General features: G+C 71.8%; 18 protein-coding genes. 5 read left to right on the top strand and 13 right to left on the bottom strand.

The window, feature by feature from the left end:
• Positions 1 to 2: 2 nt before the first annotated feature.
• Together K1T35_RS39175 and K1T35_RS39170 are read left to right on the top strand one after the other, a co-directional pair.
• A complete protein-coding gene (locus tag K1T35_RS39175; RefSeq protein WP_220256738.1) occupies positions 3 to 1,067 on the top strand; it encodes a YihY/virulence factor BrkB family protein in 1,065 nt (354 codons plus the stop codon).
• Positions 952 to 1,350, top strand: a complete 399-nt coding sequence (locus K1T35_RS39170) for a PPOX class F420-dependent oxidoreductase (protein WP_220256737.1) — start codon at positions 952 to 954, stop codon at positions 1,348 to 1,350. Before K1T35_RS39175 ends, K1T35_RS39170 begins: the two co-directional genes overlap by 116 nt.
• 81 nt (positions 1,351 to 1,431) lie before the next feature.
• Here K1T35_RS39170 and K1T35_RS39165 read toward each other — a convergent pair whose 3' ends face one another.
• From K1T35_RS39165 to K1T35_RS39150, 4 genes are all read right to left on the bottom strand, one after another.
• Positions 1,432 to 2,829: an APC family permease gene (locus tag K1T35_RS39165; RefSeq protein ID WP_220256736.1), complete on the bottom strand. Its 1,398-nt coding sequence runs from the start codon at positions 2,827 to 2,829 to the stop codon at positions 1,432 to 1,434.
• Positions 2,830 to 3,009: 180 nt separating this feature from the next.
• Entirely contained in the window at positions 3,010 to 3,408 is a 399-nt protein-coding gene (locus K1T35_RS39160; RefSeq protein ID WP_220256735.1) for a hypothetical protein, read from the bottom strand.
• 86 nt (positions 3,409 to 3,494) lie between these two features.
• Entirely contained in the window at positions 3,495 to 4,148 is a 654-nt protein-coding gene (locus K1T35_RS39155; protein ID WP_220256734.1) for a response regulator transcription factor, read from the bottom strand.
• Positions 4,145 to 5,236, bottom strand: a complete 1,092-nt coding sequence (locus K1T35_RS39150; protein WP_220256733.1) for a sensor histidine kinase — start codon at positions 5,234 to 5,236, stop codon at positions 4,145 to 4,147. The genes K1T35_RS39155 and K1T35_RS39150 overlap by 4 nt, the downstream gene beginning before the upstream one ends.
• A gap of 19 nt (positions 5,237 to 5,255) precedes the next feature.
• Here K1T35_RS39150 and K1T35_RS39145 point away from each other — a divergent pair, with 19 nt between their 5' ends.
• Positions 5,256 to 6,161 carry an arginase family protein gene (locus K1T35_RS39145; RefSeq protein ID WP_220256732.1) on the top strand — a complete coding sequence of 302 codons (906 nt, stop codon included), beginning with the start codon at positions 5,256 to 5,258 and terminating at the stop codon, positions 6,159 to 6,161.
• A gap of 113 nt (positions 6,162 to 6,274) precedes the next feature.
• Positions 6,275 to 6,499 (top strand): hypothetical protein, encoded by a 225-nt coding sequence (locus K1T35_RS39140; RefSeq protein WP_220256731.1) that lies wholly within the window; start codon positions 6,275 to 6,277, stop codon positions 6,497 to 6,499.
• Between the two features lie 21 nt (positions 6,500 to 6,520).
• On the opposite strand, the gene K1T35_RS39135 is transcribed toward K1T35_RS39140, so the two are convergent.
• Positions 6,521 to 8,194: a sulfatase gene (locus tag K1T35_RS39135; protein WP_255621213.1), complete on the bottom strand. Its 1,674-nt coding sequence runs from the start codon at positions 8,192 to 8,194 to the stop codon at positions 6,521 to 6,523.
• A gap of 113 nt (positions 8,195 to 8,307) precedes the next feature.
• Positions 8,308 to 8,721, bottom strand: coding sequence for a VOC family protein (locus K1T35_RS39130; RefSeq protein ID WP_220256730.1), 414 nt, complete (start codon positions 8,719 to 8,721; stop codon positions 8,308 to 8,310).
• Between the two features lie 211 nt (positions 8,722 to 8,932).
• Here K1T35_RS39130 and K1T35_RS39125 point away from each other — a divergent pair, with 211 nt between their 5' ends.
• Positions 8,933 to 9,190, top strand: coding sequence for a DUF3040 domain-containing protein (locus K1T35_RS39125; protein WP_220256729.1), 258 nt, complete (start codon positions 8,933 to 8,935; stop codon positions 9,188 to 9,190).
• On the opposite strand, the gene K1T35_RS39120 is transcribed toward K1T35_RS39125, so the two are convergent.
• The 7 genes from K1T35_RS39120 to K1T35_RS39090 form a co-directional block, all read right to left on the bottom strand.
• Positions 9,187 to 10,686, bottom strand: a complete 1,500-nt coding sequence (locus tag K1T35_RS39120) for a DHA2 family efflux MFS transporter permease subunit (RefSeq protein WP_220256728.1) — start codon at positions 10,684 to 10,686, stop codon at positions 9,187 to 9,189. The genes K1T35_RS39125 and K1T35_RS39120 overlap by 4 nt on opposite strands.
• Positions 10,662 to 11,225: a PadR family transcriptional regulator gene (locus tag K1T35_RS39115; RefSeq protein ID WP_220256727.1), complete on the bottom strand. Its 564-nt coding sequence runs from the start codon at positions 11,223 to 11,225 to the stop codon at positions 10,662 to 10,664. The genes K1T35_RS39120 and K1T35_RS39115 overlap by 25 nt, the downstream gene beginning before the upstream one ends.
• A 105-nt stretch (positions 11,226 to 11,330) precedes the next feature.
• Positions 11,331 to 12,794: a hypothetical protein gene (locus K1T35_RS39110; RefSeq protein WP_220256726.1), complete on the bottom strand. Its 1,464-nt coding sequence runs from the start codon at positions 12,792 to 12,794 to the stop codon at positions 11,331 to 11,333.
• 109 nt (positions 12,795 to 12,903) lie between these two features.
• Positions 12,904 to 13,227, bottom strand: a complete 324-nt coding sequence (locus K1T35_RS39105) for a hypothetical protein (RefSeq protein ID WP_220256725.1) — start codon at positions 13,225 to 13,227, stop codon at positions 12,904 to 12,906.
• A 108-nt stretch (positions 13,228 to 13,335) separates the two neighbouring features.
• The gene (locus tag K1T35_RS39100) at positions 13,336 to 13,917 is read right to left on the bottom strand and encodes a DUF3558 domain-containing protein (RefSeq protein ID WP_220256724.1); all 582 of its coding nucleotides are present in this window, start codon (positions 13,915 to 13,917) and stop codon (positions 13,336 to 13,338) included.
• 57 nt (positions 13,918 to 13,974) lie between these two features.
• Positions 13,975 to 14,556, bottom strand: a complete 582-nt coding sequence (locus K1T35_RS39095) for a Uma2 family endonuclease (RefSeq protein WP_220256723.1) — start codon at positions 14,554 to 14,556, stop codon at positions 13,975 to 13,977.
• Between the two features lie 47 nt (positions 14,557 to 14,603).
• A complete protein-coding gene (locus tag K1T35_RS39090) occupies positions 14,604 to 15,674 on the bottom strand; it encodes an NAD(P)-binding domain-containing protein (protein ID WP_255621212.1) in 1,071 nt (356 codons plus the stop codon).
• Positions 15,675 to 15,876: the final 202 nt, after the last annotated feature.

Here is a 15,876-nt window from a genome sequence, read left to right as displayed (position 1 = left end):
TAGTGGCGTCCGCCGGGAGTCCCGCCCGGCGCCTGATCACCCGGCTGTTGACCCGGGCATGGGACGACGACGTGCTCAGCCAGTCCGCGTCGGCCGCGTTCTGGCAGACGCTGTCGCTGCCGCCGCTGCTGCTCGGGTTGTTCGGCTCGCTCGGGTACGTGGAGCGCTGGTTCGGCCCGGACACGGTCGTCGCCGTGCAGGAGTGGATCATCCGGATCACGAGTGGGGTGTTCAGCCGCAACGCCGTCGACGAGATCCTCGTCCCCACCGTCGCCGAGATCCTCACGTCCGCGCGCGGCGAGGTCGTCTCGATCGGGTTCGTGCTGAGCTTCTGGTCGGGCTCATCGGCGATGGCGACGTTCGTCGACGCGATCACCAGGGCGCACGACCAGTACCCGGTCCGCGGCTGGGTGTGGCAGCGCACGCTCGCGATCCTGCTCTACCTGGCGGGCCTCGCCGTCGGCATCGTGCTCCTCCCGGTCGCGGCGCTCGGCCCCGACCGCCTGCTGCCGCTCGTGCCCGACGTGGTCGAGCCGGCGGCACGGGCGGTGGTGACCGTCGTCTACCTCCCGGTGGTCGTCGTGGTGCTGGTGCTGGCGCTCACCGGGCTGTACAGGATCGCGCTGCCGTTCAAACCGCCGTGGCATCGCGGCCTGCCAGGGGCGTTGCTGGCGGCGGTCGTGTTCCTGGTGGGTGCCACCGGTCTGCGGCTCTACCTCGACTGGGTCACCAGCACCGGCTATACCTACGGAGCGTTGGCCGCGCCGATCGCCTTCCTGCTCGGCATGTACTTCATCGCGCTGGCGGTGATCCTCGGCGCGTACCTCAACGCGGGGGTCCAGGAGGTGTGGCCGGCGCCGCTGCACAGGCGCGGGCGGCCGGTCTCCCGTGTCACAGGCTCGGGGGACGTTCCGTCTCAGGTGGTGTCCGACCCACTGGAGGAGACCCCTGATGCCCTCGACCCCGATCCCGGCGCTGGCGCCCTTCGTGGCGCAGAGGACGGTGGCGCTCACGACCTACCGCCGCGACGGAACGCCGGTGACCACGCCAGTGAGCCTCGCCGTTGACGGCCATCGCGCGGTGTTCCGTTCCTTCGCCAAGGCCGGCAAGACCCGCAGGCTGCGCCGCAACCCCGCGGTCGAGGTGGCCCCGTCAACGTTCAAGGGAGCCCCGACGGGTCCCGCGATCCGCGGCACGGCCCGGCTGCTCGACGGGGAGCAGGAGCGGGAGGCCGCGCGACTGCTGAGGCGCAAGCACCCGCTGCTGCACGGCGTGCTGGTCCCACTGGCCCACTGGGTGGGCAGGCGGAGGACGGGCCGGACGGTCCACTTCGCGCTGAAACCGGAATAGGGGCCGTGAGTGGATACGACTGCCGGCACATGCGCTGGAGCACTCGTATCCACTCACGACCCCTGGCGGGTCGGAAGCGGTCTACTTCGGCGGTTCGATCGGGTGCGGGTGGTCCCGGCTGTCGTCGAGGTGACTCGGATCCATCTCCACCTTCCCGACCACCAGGTGGTTGATGAGCCAGAGCACCGCGCCGACTGCGATCAGGATGCCGGCGATGATGAACTGGCTCCACGGGCGGCCGGACAGCGGAGTGGCGAGGAAGCCGCACAGGAACACGCCGAGGACGGGTGCCCACGTCGGGGCACGGAAGTGCTTGTGCTCGGCCTTGTGCTTGCGCAGCACGAGCACCGCGATGTTGACGATCGTGAACACCGCGAGCAGCAGGAGCGCGGTGGTGCCGCCCAGCACGCTCAGGTCGACGGTCACCACCAGGATGTAGGCGATGACGCTGCTGAACACGATCGACACCCACGGCGTGCGGCGGGTGGGGTGCACAGTGGCGAACACGCTGGGCAGCACGCGCTCGTTGGCCATGCCGTAGAGCAGGCGGCTCGCCATCAGCATGTTGATCAGCGCGGAGTTGATCACGGCGAGCAGACCGATCGCCGCGAACAGCTGCAGCGGGAAGCCGGGCGCGCTGACCTCGAGAACCGCCAGCAGCGCACCGCTACCGGCCTCGGCCAGGGCGGTCGAAGGCAGCAGCATCGAGGAGATGATCGCGACGATCACGTAGATGGTGCCGGCGACGGCCATACCGAGCAGCATCGCCCGAGGGAAGATCTTCACCGGGTCCTTGGTCTCCTCGGCCATGTTCACCGAGTCCTCGAACCCGACCATGGCGAAGAATGCGAGAGAGACGGCAGTGGTGATCGCCAGGAACGGCCCCGTGTCGCCGGTGTTGATTTCGGTCAGCCGGCTGGCGTCGCCCTGACCGCCACCGATCGCCCAGAGGCCGGCGATGATGATGATCGCCAAGCCGCTCACCTCGATGCAGGTGAGCAGCACGTTCGCCTTGACCGACTCGCCGACGCCCCGGAAGTTGATGATCGCGAGGCCCGCGACGAAGGCCAGTGCGACGATCCAGAGTGGCAGCGTGGCGAACTGCCTCAGGTAGGTGTCGCCGAACGCCTTGGCCGCCGACGCCGCTGACGTCACGCCCGAACACATCACCGTGAACGTGACCATGAACGTCAGGAACTGGACGCCGAACGCGCGGTGCGTGTACAGCGCCGCCCCGCCCGCGCCGGGGTACTTCCCGACGAGTTCCAGGTAGCTGAACGCGGTCAGGAACGCGACCACGAACGCGCCGAGGAACGGCGCCCAGAGGGCGCCGCCGACCACGTCGGCAACTGAACCGGTCAGGGCGTAGATCCCGGTGCCGAGGATGTCGCCGACGACGAAGAAGAGCAGGAGCCCTGGGCCGATCGCTCGCTTGAGTTCCGGTTGACTGTGCGCTGGTGCTGGGGCTGTGTCCGCCATGGCGAGTGAGTGTGACGGCTACCACGAGGGGTGGTCGAGGATCTTGGTGATTATTTGATGTAACAGACGCCGTAACACGAACCGGGAGGGTTCGGATCCCGCGCGCCGAGCGGGACAGCGACCACGTAGGCAGACAAACGGGCAGTGACACGAGCAGCATGGAAGAGCTGACTTCTCATGTCAGTGCCAGTAGTCGGCCCGGCGCCACAGCATGACGGCCAGCATCAGCGGGAACATGATCACGTGGGCGGCGACCATGACGGTCATCGCGGAGATCGCGCCCAGCCAGTACGGCACCAGCAGCACGACGAACGGCAGGAACATCGTCGCGCTCATCTCGGCCGTGCGCGGCCACGAGTGGCGCCGGATGCGCATCCACAGCGCCATGGCGATCGTCATGTCGATCGCCATCGTCATCGCGTGCACGTCCGGGCGGGCGACCCACTCGGCGGGCCAGAGCGGGGCCAGCGCCACCATCCCGACGATCATGGCGACGACCATCTCGAGGTAGTGGGTGGCGAACCGGAGCGCCTTGCGGGTGCTGGTGCGGGTGTTGGGGTGGGGGTGCGTGGTTGTCATGGCAGGAAGGGTCGTCGAGCGCGGCCTCCGTGCCAGGTGCCGGAGGTCATGGACCGGGGTCATGACCTCGGCATGACCCCCTCAGCTCAGAGCAACCCGAGGGCGCGGGCGCGCAGTGCCGCCTGCGTGCGGTCGCGGGCGCCGAGCTTCGCCAGCACGTTCGTCACGTGGTTCTTCACGGTGCCCTCTGCGAGGAACAGCTCCGCGGCGATCTCCCGGTTGCTGCGGCCGTCGGCCAGCAGGCGGAGCACGCCCAGCTCGCGGTCCGACAGCGGCACGACCAGGGGTTGCGGGCGCGCCTCCGCATCCGTGTCGGGCAGCTGCGCGAACCGGGCCACCACCTTCGCCGCCACCGACGGCTGTAGCACCGACTCCCCGCGTGCGGCCGCGTGCACGGCCTCGACCAGCCGCGCCGAGGAGACGTCCTTGAGCAGGTAGCCGACCGCGCCCGCGCGCAGCGCAGCGAACACGTCCTGGTCGTCGTCGAAGGTGGTGAGTGCGATGACCCGGACCTCCGGTTGCTCGACGCGCAGCCTGCGGGTGGCCCCGATGCCGTCCAGCACGGGCATGCGCAGGTCCATGAGCACCACGTCGGGCACGAGCTCCGCGGCCTTGCGCAGCGCCTCGTCACCGTCGCCCGCCTCGCCAACCACCTCGACGCCCTCGTGCACGGCGAGCAGCGTTGCGAGGGCCTCCCGGAAGAGGGCCTGGTCGTCCACGAGCAGAACCCGGACGGTCACCCCGGCACCTCCATCGACAGCGTGCAGCCCGCACCAGGAGCCGACTCGACGTGCAGCCGCCCGCCGAGCTGGGCGGCCCGCTCCCGCAGCCCCATCAGGCCGAAACCGGCGGAACTCGCCTCACCACCCACTCCGTCGTCGCGGACCTCCACGCGGACGGCGGCCTCGCCGTAGTGCAGCAGCAGGTCGGCACGGCCGGCGCGCGCGTGCTTGCGGACGTTCGTCAGGCCCTCCTGGGCGGCCCGGTACAGCGCCTCCCGCGCGTCGTCGGGGAGCGGGCGCTGCGTGCCCGACACGTCGAGCCGGGTGGGCACACCCGCCGCCGACGCCTCCTCGGCGAGCGCGCCGAGCGCCTCGGGGAGCGGGCCGGTCGCGCGCGGTTCGCGGAGGGCGTGCACCGATCGGCGCACCGCGCCCAGCGCATCCTCCGACAGCTGCTGCGCCTTGGCGAGGACGTCGTCGGCCTTCGCCGGGTCGGAGGACAGCACCGCCCGCGCGGCCTTGACCTGCATCTGCACGACGGTGAGCGAGTGGCCGAGCCCGTCGTGGATGTCGCGGGCGACCCGGTTGCGCTCCTGGGCGGTGGCGAGGCGCTCGGCCTGCGCGGCGTAGTCGCGCAGCTGCTGGTGCGCCTCGGCCAGGTCGCGGCGCAGCTGCTGCTCCCGACGCAGCAGCTCGGTGATGAGCGCGGCGAACAACACGGACGCGAACAGGCCGACCCCCTCCCGCAGCGCCGCCTGCCACGACTCCATCGGCGCGTGCGCGAACGGGATGAGCAGGACGACCGCGGCGGTGGCGGGGCGCGGGAGCACCAGCACGCACTGGCTGACCAGGACCACGAAGAAGAGCGTGGTGGCCACGCTCGGCTGGAGCGCAAAGGTCGTGAAGGCCAGCGCGAGCTGGACCGCGACGTACGCCGCCGACAATGCCGGCCGCGCGCGCCGGCTCACCCACCAGAAGCCGCCGACGCTCAGCAGCGTGTACGCCGCGCCGAGCGGCAGCGCGGCGATGGGGCCGCCCGCCCCGACGACCGCGATCACCAGCGTGAGGAACGCGCCGGCCGTGAGCACCGCGAGCGCTCGGTTCACAGGTGCCACCCTATGGCGCATGAGCATCGTCGTGGTCGACGCACCGTCGAACCTCGGGCTGCGGCCGCCGCGCCCCGGCACCGTGCCCGGCTGCTACAAGCTCGCAGGCGCTCTGCGGGACCAGGGCCTGCTCGCGCGGCTCGGCGCCCTGGACGGCGGGGTGGTCACCCCGCCCCGCTACGACCGTGGCGGCTGGGCGGAGGGTGACGGGGTGTTCAACGCGGCCGCCATCGCCCGCTACTCCGTCGCGCTGGCCGACCGCGTGGACCGGTCCGCGACACCCGGCTCGTTCCTGCTCGTACTGGGCGGCGACTGCAGCGTCCTGCTCGGCACGCTGCTCGGGCTGCGCCGCCGCGGCCGCCCCGGCCTGGTGTACATCGACGGGCACTCCGACTTCCGGCACCCGGGCAACTCGCCGTCCGTCGGCGCCGCGGCCGGTGAAGGGCTCGCGCTGGTCACCGGCCGCGGGCAGCCGGACCTGACCGACATCGACGGGCTGCGGCCCTACGTCCGCGACACCGACACGGCCGCATTGGGCATGCACGAGCCCGGCGACCCGCTGCTGGCGGCGGCGCGGGAGGCGGTCGCCGTACTGGCGACGGTCGAGGAGATGCTCGCCGCCGGGTGCGGCGCGACCGCCACGCGTGCGCTCGGGGCGATCGCTCCCGGCGTCGACCGGATCTGGGTGCACCTCGATGCCGACGTCCTCGACCCGTCCGTCATGCCGGCGGTCGACAGCCCGGACCCGGGCGGCCTGCAGCCCGCCGAGCTCGTCGAGACGCTCGTGCCGCTCCTGAGCGACCCACGGGTGGCGGGCCTCGACCTGGCGATCTACGACCCCGACCTCGACGAGCCCGGCGACGGAGCCCGCCTGCTCGCGGACGTCCTCGTCGAAGCGCTCGGCGCCGCCGGACGCCGACCGTGATCGCTCGCCCTGAATGCCGCGAGCGTCGATCGGGTACCTAGTGCTCCCTAGTCGTGGCGCCGACGATGCGATCTTCGTCGGCGCAGCCAACCGCCGTTTCGAGGAGGAGAACCGTGGCCGTCAGTGCGGATCTGGCCAAGCTGCTGGACAAGGAGTGGGAGGACAAGTCGCTCGAGGAGGTCCTCAAGGCCCCGGTGAGCGCGCTCGCCGGTGTCAGCGATGGAGACGCCGACGCGCTCAAGCAGGCCTTCAACGTCAAGACCGTCGGCGACCTCGGCAAGAACAAGTACTTCCGCGCCGCCCAGGCGATGTCGCTACTGGGGGACGCCGCCAAGTAGCGGCAGGCCAAGTGGCGATCGTCAGTGCGACTCGGGCGTCGGGCCGGGGCCGAAGGTGGTGAGGAAGCGATCCCGGAAGTCCTCCATCGGCCAGACCGGGGCCTGCGGGTTCGGCCGCAGACCGTCGTCCCAGCCCCACCCGTCGACCCGGTCGAGGACCCCGCGGTCACGGGTGATGATCGAGATGGGGACGTCGTACCCCGCGTCGGGCCCGATGATCATCGGAGCGGCCTGGTGGTCGCCGAGCACGATGAGCACCAGGTCGTCGTCGCCGGAGTTCTGCACCCACGATGTGAGCGTTCCGAGGGAGTAGGCGATCGAGCGGCTGTACGCGGAGCGGACGGCCTCGGTGCCCTTGGCCCACACCGCGTCGCGCGGCTCGCCGGTGGCCAACGTCTGGAAGATCGAACCGTCGCCGACCTGGTCCCAGCCGATCACCGGCGGGATGAGCGGCCACGGGGCGTGGCTCGACGCGAGCGCGATCTCGGCGAACACGGGCGGCCGCTCGGGCTGCCCGTGTTCCGCGCGCTCGAAGGCCGACATCGTGTACTGGTCGGGCACGCTCGCCCAGCCGAGGTCGGGGCCGCGGTAGCCGAGGGCCGGGAAGTCGTAGACGCGCTGGTGGCCGTAGAACCGCGCCTCCGGCCACTCGCCCGTAGTGCCCGGCATGACGGCGGCGGTCCGCCAGTCGGCCTCGGCGAAGGCGCTGACGAGCGTGAGCCGGTCGCTCGCCATGAGTGCGTCGTGGCGGGCCTGGTTGGCGATGCGCATCCCGGACAGCATCGTGGCGTGCGCGAGCCAGCTGCTGCCACCCGCAACTGGTGAGGTCAGGAAGCCGCTGCGGGCCGCGAACCCGGCGGACGCGAGCTGCGCGCTCCCCGCGTCGAGCGCGGCGGTGACCGGTCCGGCGAGCTCGGGGCGCTCGATCGCGCTGCGCCCGTAACTCTCGACGAAGGCGAGCACGACGTCCTTGCCGCGCAGCGCGGTGAGCAACTGGTCGGCGGGCACGTCGCGGAACGGGTCGGCGGTGAGCGCCGCCGTGAACTCCTGCTGGTCGAGCAGGCTGGTCGGCACCTGTACCGCCCGCTGCTCGGCAGCGATCGCGGCAGCTGCCGACGCGACCGGCACCCCAGGCACGACCTGCGCGCCGAGCACGGCGCACGCCATCCAGACGGGGGTGAGCACGGCGACGGCGCGGGTCGCGGGCCGTGGGTGCCGGACGGTGACGCGCGCCAGCCGCGCCACCGCGAGCGTCACGAGCACGAGCACCGCGATGGTGACACCGATCGCGGCCGCGACCGCGGCGACCTCCCCCGCCGGGCCGGTCGATGAGCCGAGGAAGCCGAGGCCGTCGTCGAGCAGGGCCCAGTCGAGCACCGGGTCGAACGGGCGGGCGAGTACCGCGGAGAAGCCGATGTCGAGGATCTTCAGGACGGTGAGCAGACCCAGCACGGCGCCGCCGACCAGCGCCACGGCCCGGCGCGCCCGAGCGGGAAGCACGAGCAGGACCGCGACGCCGACGAGCGCCTCGACGGGCAGCCGCAGGAACGCGGCCGGTACGAGGTCGGTGATCGAGTCAGGCGCGACGAGGGCGGTGAGCACGAGCAGGGCGGCCATCACCGTGACCAGCCGCGCCGCGATGGGACGCCACCGCGCCGGCTCCGTCTCGGTGTCCGCCCGGCGTCGCAGGACCATCTTCTCGCGCACCTCCGGGTCACGCGGACCCGGTGTGGTCCGCCAGTGGGGACACGCGGTCCCGCGGCGAAGAGTTCACCACTCGCGGCGGACGTGGCCGCGACCGGTGTCCGTCAGGTGACGGGCTGGCTGATGTTCACCATCCAGCGCACGCCGAAGCGGTCGACGCACATGCCGAACTCGTCGCCCCACATCTGCTTCTCGAGCGGGACGCTCACGGTGCCGCCCTCGGAGAGCCGCTCCCAGTAGCCGCGCAGCTCGTCGACGTCGTCACCGCTGAGGCTCAGCGCCACGTCGTTGCCGCGATCCAGCGGCACGCCCGGCGGCGAGTCGGCGCCCATGAGCGTGAACCCGCTGCTCGACTCCAGCAGCCCGTGCATGATCCGGTCGGCCTCCGGGGCGTCCGGGTCGCCGTACTCGCCGTACGTGTTCAGCGTCAGGCTGCCGCCGAGGACGTCGACGTAGAACTCCATGGCCGCCCGCGCGTTGCCGTCGAAGCTCAGGTACGGGTTGAGGCGAGAAGGCATCGTTACCTCCGTGTCGTGGGGGCGAGCATCGTCGCAGACCCGGTCGTCTCCCGGAAGCGCGCTCGCCACGCCCCGCATACGACCCTGCGCCCGACGAGTACTGGGGCGACCCGAATCCGATCAGCGCACGGTTTGATCGGCCCGCCTGCGGGAACTCGCCGATCACCCCGGCCGGTGGGAGTGCGCGGGGTCCAGTCGGGGAGACGATGCGATGCTCAACCAGAACGACCGGCGCCGCCTCGAGGAGATCGAGCGCCGGCTGCGGGAGGAGGATCCCGAGTTCGCCGGCCGGTTCTCGCGGTGGCCGCCACCGCGCACCGGTACGTCGCGGCTGCTGCCGATCCTCGTGGTCGTGATCGGGGTCCTCGGAATGGCGACGTCGATGCTCATGGGGCTGCCTGCTGTCCTCGTCCTGTCGCTCACCGCGATCGTCGCCGGTGGGATCTGGCTGCGCCGGCGCCGGCGCTAGGCGAGGCCCTCGACCGCGGCAGCACCGGTGGGCTGCTTTCGCATGTGGACCGGCCGCGCGAAGCACAGCACCATGGCCAGCCCGGCCAGCAGCACGCCGGCGGGCAGCAGCAGCGACTGCGCCATCGCGGTGGCGAAGGCGGCGTGCTGCGCGGGTGGCAGGTGCGTGACGGCTTCCGCGTCGCCGGACATGCTCGGCAGGAGCGCGGCGAGGCGCGTCTCCATCATCGCCGCGATGGCCGCGCTGCCGAGCACGGCACCGACCTGCCGGGTGGTGTTGTAGACGCCTGCGCCTGCGCCGGCGTGCGCCATGGGGAGGTTGCGGGTGGCGGTGCTCGCGATCGGCGCCCAGACGAACGCGCTCGCGGTGCCGATCAGCACGAGCGGGAGCAGCAGCTGCCAGATCGGTGCCCCGGGCGCGAGCGCCGCCGCGAGCCACAACAGGCCCACCGGGAAGCAGGCCATCCCGATGCCGGCGATGTAGCGCGGGTGGTGGCGATCGGTCAGCCGCCCGACGAACGGCGCCAGCACCCCCGAGATCACCGCCATCGGGGCGAGGAGCAGGGCCGCCTGCGTGGGGGTGAGCCCGCGCACGCCCTGCGCGTACAGCATGAGCGGGAACGACATGGACGTGACGGTGAACCCGACCGTCGTGATCGCGGCGTTGGCGAGGCTGAAGTTGCGGTCGCGGAACAGGGCGAGCGACAGCAGCGGCTCGCCCCGGTTGCGCACCTGCCAGAACACGAACCCGGCGAGCACGACGATCCCGGCGACGATGAGCGACCACACCGAGATCGGCCCGACGATCGGACCCCAGTCGAACGTCTGCCCCTCCTGGATCCCGAACACCAGCAGGAACAGGCCAACCCCGCTCAGCAGCACGCCGAGCAGGTCGAACCGGTGGACGTGGGTGGGCAGGTCCGGCACGAGCCGCAGCGCGAGGACGAGGCCGACCACGCCGACCGGCACGTTGACGAAGAAGATCCATTCCCAGCCGAGGCCGTCGACGAGCAGACCGCCGAGGATCGGGCCGACGAGCGTGGCGACGCCGGCGACCGCGCCCCACAGGCTCATCGCGCGGCCGCGCTGGTCGGGCGGGAACGTGCGGGTGATGACGGCCATCGTCTGTGGGTTCATCATCGACGCGCCGAGGCCCTGCACGATCCGCGCGAGGATCAGCTGCTCGACGTTCGCGGTCAGCCCGCACCACAGCGACGCCAGCGTGAAGACCACGAGGCCGACGGCGTAGACCTGCTTGGGGCCGAACCGGTCGCCGAGTCGCCCCGTGACGAGCAGCGGCACCGCGTACGCGAGCAGGTAGGCGCTGGTGACCCACACGACCGACGCGACGTCGGCGCCGAGGTCCGCCATGATCGCGGGCGTCGCCACGGACACGATCGTGGCGTCCACCAGGATCATGAAGAACCCGATGACGAGCGCCCAGAGCGCGGGCCACGGGTTGCCGGGCGGGTTCACGCCGTGTCCTCGTCCGGCCATCGCAGCTCCTTGCGTTCGAGCCGGCCGATGAGGTCGGTGAGCCAGCCCAGCTCCGTGGCGAGCTGTTCGTGAAGGTAGTGGGCGGCGAGCAGGTAGGCCTCCTCGACCTGCCGGTCGGCGGCGGCGCGCAGCAGCGCGGCGCTCTCGCCGAGCTCGACCTCGATCCGGCTGGTCCGCGCCCTGAGCAGCTCGATCACCTCGTGCCGCGGCAGGTTGTGCGCCTCGCCGAGGACGACCGGGAACTGCGGGTACTCGTTCACGGGGACGGCCAGCAGCGTGCGGATCCGCTCCGCGAGGGCCTCCCGGCCGTCGTCGGTGATCCGATATGTGGTGCGTTCCGGCCGGCCTCCGTCGCGCTCGGTACCGGTCGCCTCCACCAGTCCGATCTCGGCCATCCGGTCCACCGTGTGGTACAGCGAGCCGGGCCGGATCTTCACGCGCCGGTCCTCGTGCCGCTCGAGCAGCAGCCGGTACATCTCGTAGGGATGCATGGGCCGCTCGGCGAGCAGGGCCAGCACGGAGATGCCGAGTGGGGTCACCGTCGTCACCGCCGAGCCCCCGATCACTCCACTCCGATTACTCCGCGCCGAATACTACGGACGGAGTGGTTAGGGTGCAGTGTGGTGTGAGAGCCGTCGATCCCGCTACGTGTCGGGCGTGATCACCGCGGGAGGGAACCAGCGGTCGTCGGCGAAGGCGCCGGTGTCGTCGATCAGGAACGGTGCGCGGCGGTGCTCCCGGTCCTGCCCGCCCGCGCCCATCCCGGCTGCGACGGGCGGGTACATGCCGGGTGCCGGGTGGACGCCGGGGCGCGGGGCGGCGGGGCGCGCGGCCGGTTCGGCGACGCCCGAGGATGCCCGTTCCCCGAACGGCGCCGATCGGAGCGGTGCGTCCGGAACGCCTCGGCCACCGGGCCCGCCCGCGTTGCCCTGGACCACGTCCCGCCAGCCGGGCGCCGGCCTGGGCAGCGCGGTGCCGCCGGGGCCGGTGCCGCCGGGTCGTGGCGGCAGCGGGGTGGTGGTCGTGCTCGGTCCTGGGGGGATGACGGCACCGGGCGGCAGCGGCGAGCCCGGAGCGGTCGGGAGCGGCGCGGCCTGGTTGCCGGGGCCGGCGGTCCCGGGCGTGGGAAAGGGCGCCGGTTGCGCCGCGGGGGGTGTCGCGGGGGGCGTGTTGGCATTGCCCGTTCCTGGCGTGGGAAAGGGCGGCGCCTGCCCGGGTGGCACCGGGGGTACCGCGGTGGGTGTCGCGCCCGGCCCGCTGGGCGGCAGCGCGGTGGGTGTCGTGCCGGGCCCGCCGGGGGGTACTGCGGCAGGTGCACCGGGCGGTACCGCGGCGGGTGGGGTCGGTACCTCGCCGACCGGGGGAGGTGGGACGCCGGGCGTGCCCGCCGGGGCCACCGGCGCGACACCGGCAGGCCCGACTGGCACGGGACCGCCGGGCGCCGTGATCCCGGGCCCGCCTGCGGGCGCGGTCGCCGGCCCGATCTCCACCGTGACCTGCGGCGGGGGCGTCATCTCCTGCAGTCGGGGAATGTTGTCGCCGCGAGACCGCGTCTCGTACTGGGTCATCAGATCCCGGGCCCGGCGGGCATCGTTGTCGGCCTGCTCCTCGAGGGCGCGCAGGTCGGCGAACCCGTCGAACACGTTCTCGACGACGTAGCCGGGATCCATCCAGAACTTGTCCCACTCGGCGCTGAGCGCCTGTGTCCTCGGCTCGGGCATGTGCTGCCGCACGTGGAGGGCCTCGTGCGACTGGTCGAGCAGCGTCTGCCCGATGCCGCGCGCACCGGCGGCGCCGTCGATGGCCCACTGACCGAGCGTCGACACCGCACCGCGCGCGGCGTTCGCCGCCGCCCCCTCCCAGTCCGCGGCCGTGCCCGAGACCACGGCGGTCAGCCGCTCCTCGATGCTCTGGATCAGCAACTGGGTCTTCATCCAGGCGAACGACGCGGCCTCGGACGCCGCCACCGGGTCGCCTTGCTGGACCATCGCCCAGATCTCGTCGTGGGTGGCGCCCTCCCACCGGTTGCCGTCCCCTTCGGCGATCACCTGGCCCGAGTTCGCCGCCTTGTCGACGCCACCCGGGCCCGGAGGGATGATCCCGGGCATTCGCATTCCCCCTTGTGCTCACGGACTCCTGTGCTGGAACCGCGCACCCGGCCGGGCCGCGGCTTCTCGGTGTGCCGTCGCGGGTGGCACCGTCCGGATCGGTGCTTGGTCAGGCCATCCGTGGCGTCCGCTCGGCGATCGCGCTGTCGCCCGCGAGGTAGGCCTTCTCCACCTCCGCGATGTGGTCGCGAATCGCCGTCAATTCGATCTCGTACCGCACCATCGCTTGGTAGGTGCCGGATTCCGACGTCATCACCACGCGATTGTAGGTGTCCTTGACCTCGTTGCTGACGCTGTCACCTAGCCATGGGGTCTTGATATGCCCCGCTTCAGCCAGGTCGTCGAGCTGCGGGCGCAGCTCGCTGAGAGCCTTGTCATAGGCCTCGCGGACTGCGGTCAATCGGTGCGGGTCCACTCGAAGCAAATTCGACACGATGCGTTCCCCTCATAAGCTAGCGAGCGCCGACGCTACAGCTCCGTACTCAGCATGAGGGGTGGTTCGCGGACGATCGTTCGCGATCGTGAACGCTTCTGCCCAGCGTCAGGTGAGCAGGGTGTCCAACACCAGGCTTGCGGCCCGCTCTGCATCGCGGCAGAGCTGCTCCTCCGGGATCGGTGGATTTGCGCCGGCGGACCTCGCTTGGACATCCACCATCTGGCCAGGTGCCGTGTCGATGAGGACTTTGCACGAGTCATCTGTATGTACGGGTGCAGCAACCACAGCCGGGAATCCGGCAAGCTCGATGAGCCTGACCTCAGAGGCGGTCTGCCCTGTCGTGAAGAACTCAATTCCCGCCGTCGTGACTGCGCTAATGCTGATGGAGATCGCTGGTTCACTGCCTCCGATCGAGCATCGCGACACGTCGCCGGGGTACAGCACCGAGGGTTCTCTGCGAGGTTGCGGCGGCTGATCCAGCTGCAGCTCCGCCCGTTGTTCGCGGGTCAGGAGTGTGCAGGGGTCGACGTCGTCGATCGGGACGTCCTGAGGCCGCGGTGGGAGCGAGACGGTGGTGGGGGCGGCTTCTTCTGTGGTCGGTGGATCGGCGGGGGAGGCCTGGCCTCCCGTCGAGCAGCCGGTGAGCACCACGATCAGGATCCCGAGCACCGCTCGCTGCACCCCCACGGCGACACACTGTAGTGGGCAGATCAGGCTGGGAGGCGGGATTGCCGGTTTCCGGAGTCAGCGGAGTTGGTCGAGATCGAGCCGCACGGGGAAGGGGTCCTCGGCACTGAACGTCCCGCCCACCGGGGCGGCGTCGACGTAACCGAACTCCCCGGCCGTGTGGCACGCGATGAGCACCGGTCGATCGTCCAGTTCGAGGATCCAGTAGTGCGGGATACCGGCGTCGGCGTATTCGCCGTGCTTGATCGTATGGTCCGTTCGTCGCGAGCCGTCCGCCACGATCTCGATCGCGAGCACCGCCTCGTCGGCGCGCAGGAGGCCGCCTTCGGCCCGCCGTCGTGCGAGGCCCTTGCGCGTAACCACCACCAGGTCGGGGATTCGGACGAACCCGGGTCGGTGGGATGGCGTCAGGGCGAGGTCGATGTCCACCTCGGGGATGAGCGCCATGTGCTCGGGCACCTGCGGGGTGAGCTGCATCTGCAGCTCCTTGAGGCACAACTGGTGCTCGGGCGTCGGGCTCGGGGACGAGACGATGTTGCCCTCCTGCAACTCGAAGCGCCCCTCGGTGGCGTCGTGGAACGCGGCGAACTCGGCGACGGTCAGCAGGTGGTGTGGTCGCTGCGGGGGGACGGCCGTCATGGCGGTCAGAGTGGCAGGCGGCACCGACGGTCCGGGCCGGAATTCGGCTACGCCGCTGCCGGCTCTCGCAGGAGTGCCACGACCTCCCGCGCCGCCGCCTGCCCGGCGCGGTTCGCCCCGATCGTGCTGGCGCTGGGCCCGTACCCGACGAGGTGGATGCGCGGGTCGGAGAGCACTCGCGTGCCGTCGACCGCGATGCCGCCGCCCGGTGCGCGCAGCCGCAGTGGGGTGAGGTGGCCGAGTGCGGCGCGCCAGCCGGTGGCCCAGAGGATCACGTCGGCGGCTACCGAGCCGCCGTCTGCCCACGCGACGCCGTCCGGGGTGATCCGTTCGAACATCGGCAGCCGGTTCAGCACACCTGCCGCCTGCGCTGCCTGCACCTCAGGGGTCAGCGCGAGCCCGGTGACGCTCACGACGCTCTGCGGCGGCAGCCCGGCCCGCACCCGCTCCTCGACGCGCGCGACGACGCCGCGGCCGTACTCCTCGTCGAACGGCCCGTCGTGGAACACCGGCGCGCGCCGGGTGACCCACGCCGTAGCACCGGCGACGGTGGCGATCTCCATCAGCAGCTGCACCGCGGACGTTCCCCCGCCCACGACGACCACGCGTTTGCCGGCGAACTCCTCGGGCCCCGCGTAGTCGAACGTGTGCAGCTGCCGGCCGCGGAAGGCCTCCGCACCCGGGTAGCGCGGCCGGAACGGTCGCGTCCACGTGCCGGTGGCGTTGATCAGTGCGCGAGTGGTCCAGGTGCCCGCGTCCGTCTCGACCTGGAGATCCGGGCCGGTCGAGCGGACCGCGCCCACCCGCACCGGGCGCCGCACCTGCAGGTCGAACACGCGCTCGTACGCGTCGAAGTAGGCGGGCACGATCTCGGCAGCCGGCCGCGTGCGGTCGGCGGGCTCGAACGGCAGCCCGGGCAGGCTCGCGATGCGGTGCGCGCTGTCGACGCGCAGCGTGCGCCACCGGTGCCGCCACGCGCCGCCGGGCCCGTCCTCGCTGTCGAGCACGACGAAGCCGGAGCCGGGGGCGAGGCCGGCCCGGCGCAGCCCGTAGGCGGCCGACAGCCCCGCCTGCCCGGCTCCGATGACCACAACATCCACGTCGCTGCGCACGCCCACCCCAACGCGGGCGGGAGGCCGAGAAGTCCCGGTTGGACAACGGGTGTGCTCCGCGTGGGAACGGGTCGGTGACGAACCGCGCCCGCCGAGGTGGCAGCCAACGCTTTTCGATCTTCGCCGAACCGCGCTCAGCGCCATCTCGGCCCCCCTGCCGGGTGTGCTGATGTCCCCGATTCCAGCGATCACGGCGCCAACAGCGGTC

This window comes from Pseudonocardia sp. DSM 110487, from assembly GCF_019468565.1.
Classification (GTDB): Bacteria; Actinomycetota; Actinomycetes; order Mycobacteriales; family Pseudonocardiaceae; genus Pseudonocardia.
This window is presented reverse-complemented; position numbering and strand designations above follow the sequence as displayed.

Excerpts from the sequence above, each read along its gene's own strand:
- K1T35_RS39170 (WP_220256737.1), top strand. The coding sequence starts at position 952 with ATGCCCTCGACCCCGATCCCGGCGCTGGCGCCCTTCGTGGCGCAGAGG.
- K1T35_RS39165 (WP_220256736.1), bottom strand. The coding sequence starts at position 2,829 with ATGGCGGACACAGCCCCAGCACCAGCGCACAGTCAACCGGAACTCAAG.
- K1T35_RS39160 (WP_220256735.1), bottom strand. The coding sequence starts at position 3,408 with ATGACAACCACGCACCCCCACCCCAACACCCGCACCAGCACCCGCAAG.
- K1T35_RS39145 (WP_220256732.1), top strand. The coding sequence starts at position 5,256 with ATGAGCATCGTCGTGGTCGACGCACCGTCGAACCTCGGGCTGCGGCCG.
- K1T35_RS39135 (WP_255621213.1), bottom strand. The coding sequence starts at position 8,194 with ATGGTCCTGCGACGCCGGGCGGACACCGAGACGGAGCCGGCGCGGTGG.
- K1T35_RS39130 (WP_220256730.1), bottom strand. The coding sequence starts at position 8,721 with ATGCCTTCTCGCCTCAACCCGTACCTGAGCTTCGACGGCAACGCGCGG.
- K1T35_RS39125 (WP_220256729.1), top strand. The coding sequence starts at position 8,933 with ATGCTCAACCAGAACGACCGGCGCCGCCTCGAGGAGATCGAGCGCCGG.
- K1T35_RS39120 (WP_220256728.1), bottom strand. The coding sequence starts at position 10,686 with ATGGCCGGACGAGGACACGGCGTGAACCCGCCCGGCAACCCGTGGCCC.
- K1T35_RS39110 (WP_220256726.1), bottom strand. The coding sequence starts at position 12,794 with ATGCCCGGGATCATCCCTCCGGGCCCGGGTGGCGTCGACAAGGCGGCG.
- K1T35_RS39095 (WP_220256723.1), bottom strand. The coding sequence starts at position 14,556 with ATGACGGCCGTCCCCCCGCAGCGACCACACCACCTGCTGACCGTCGCC.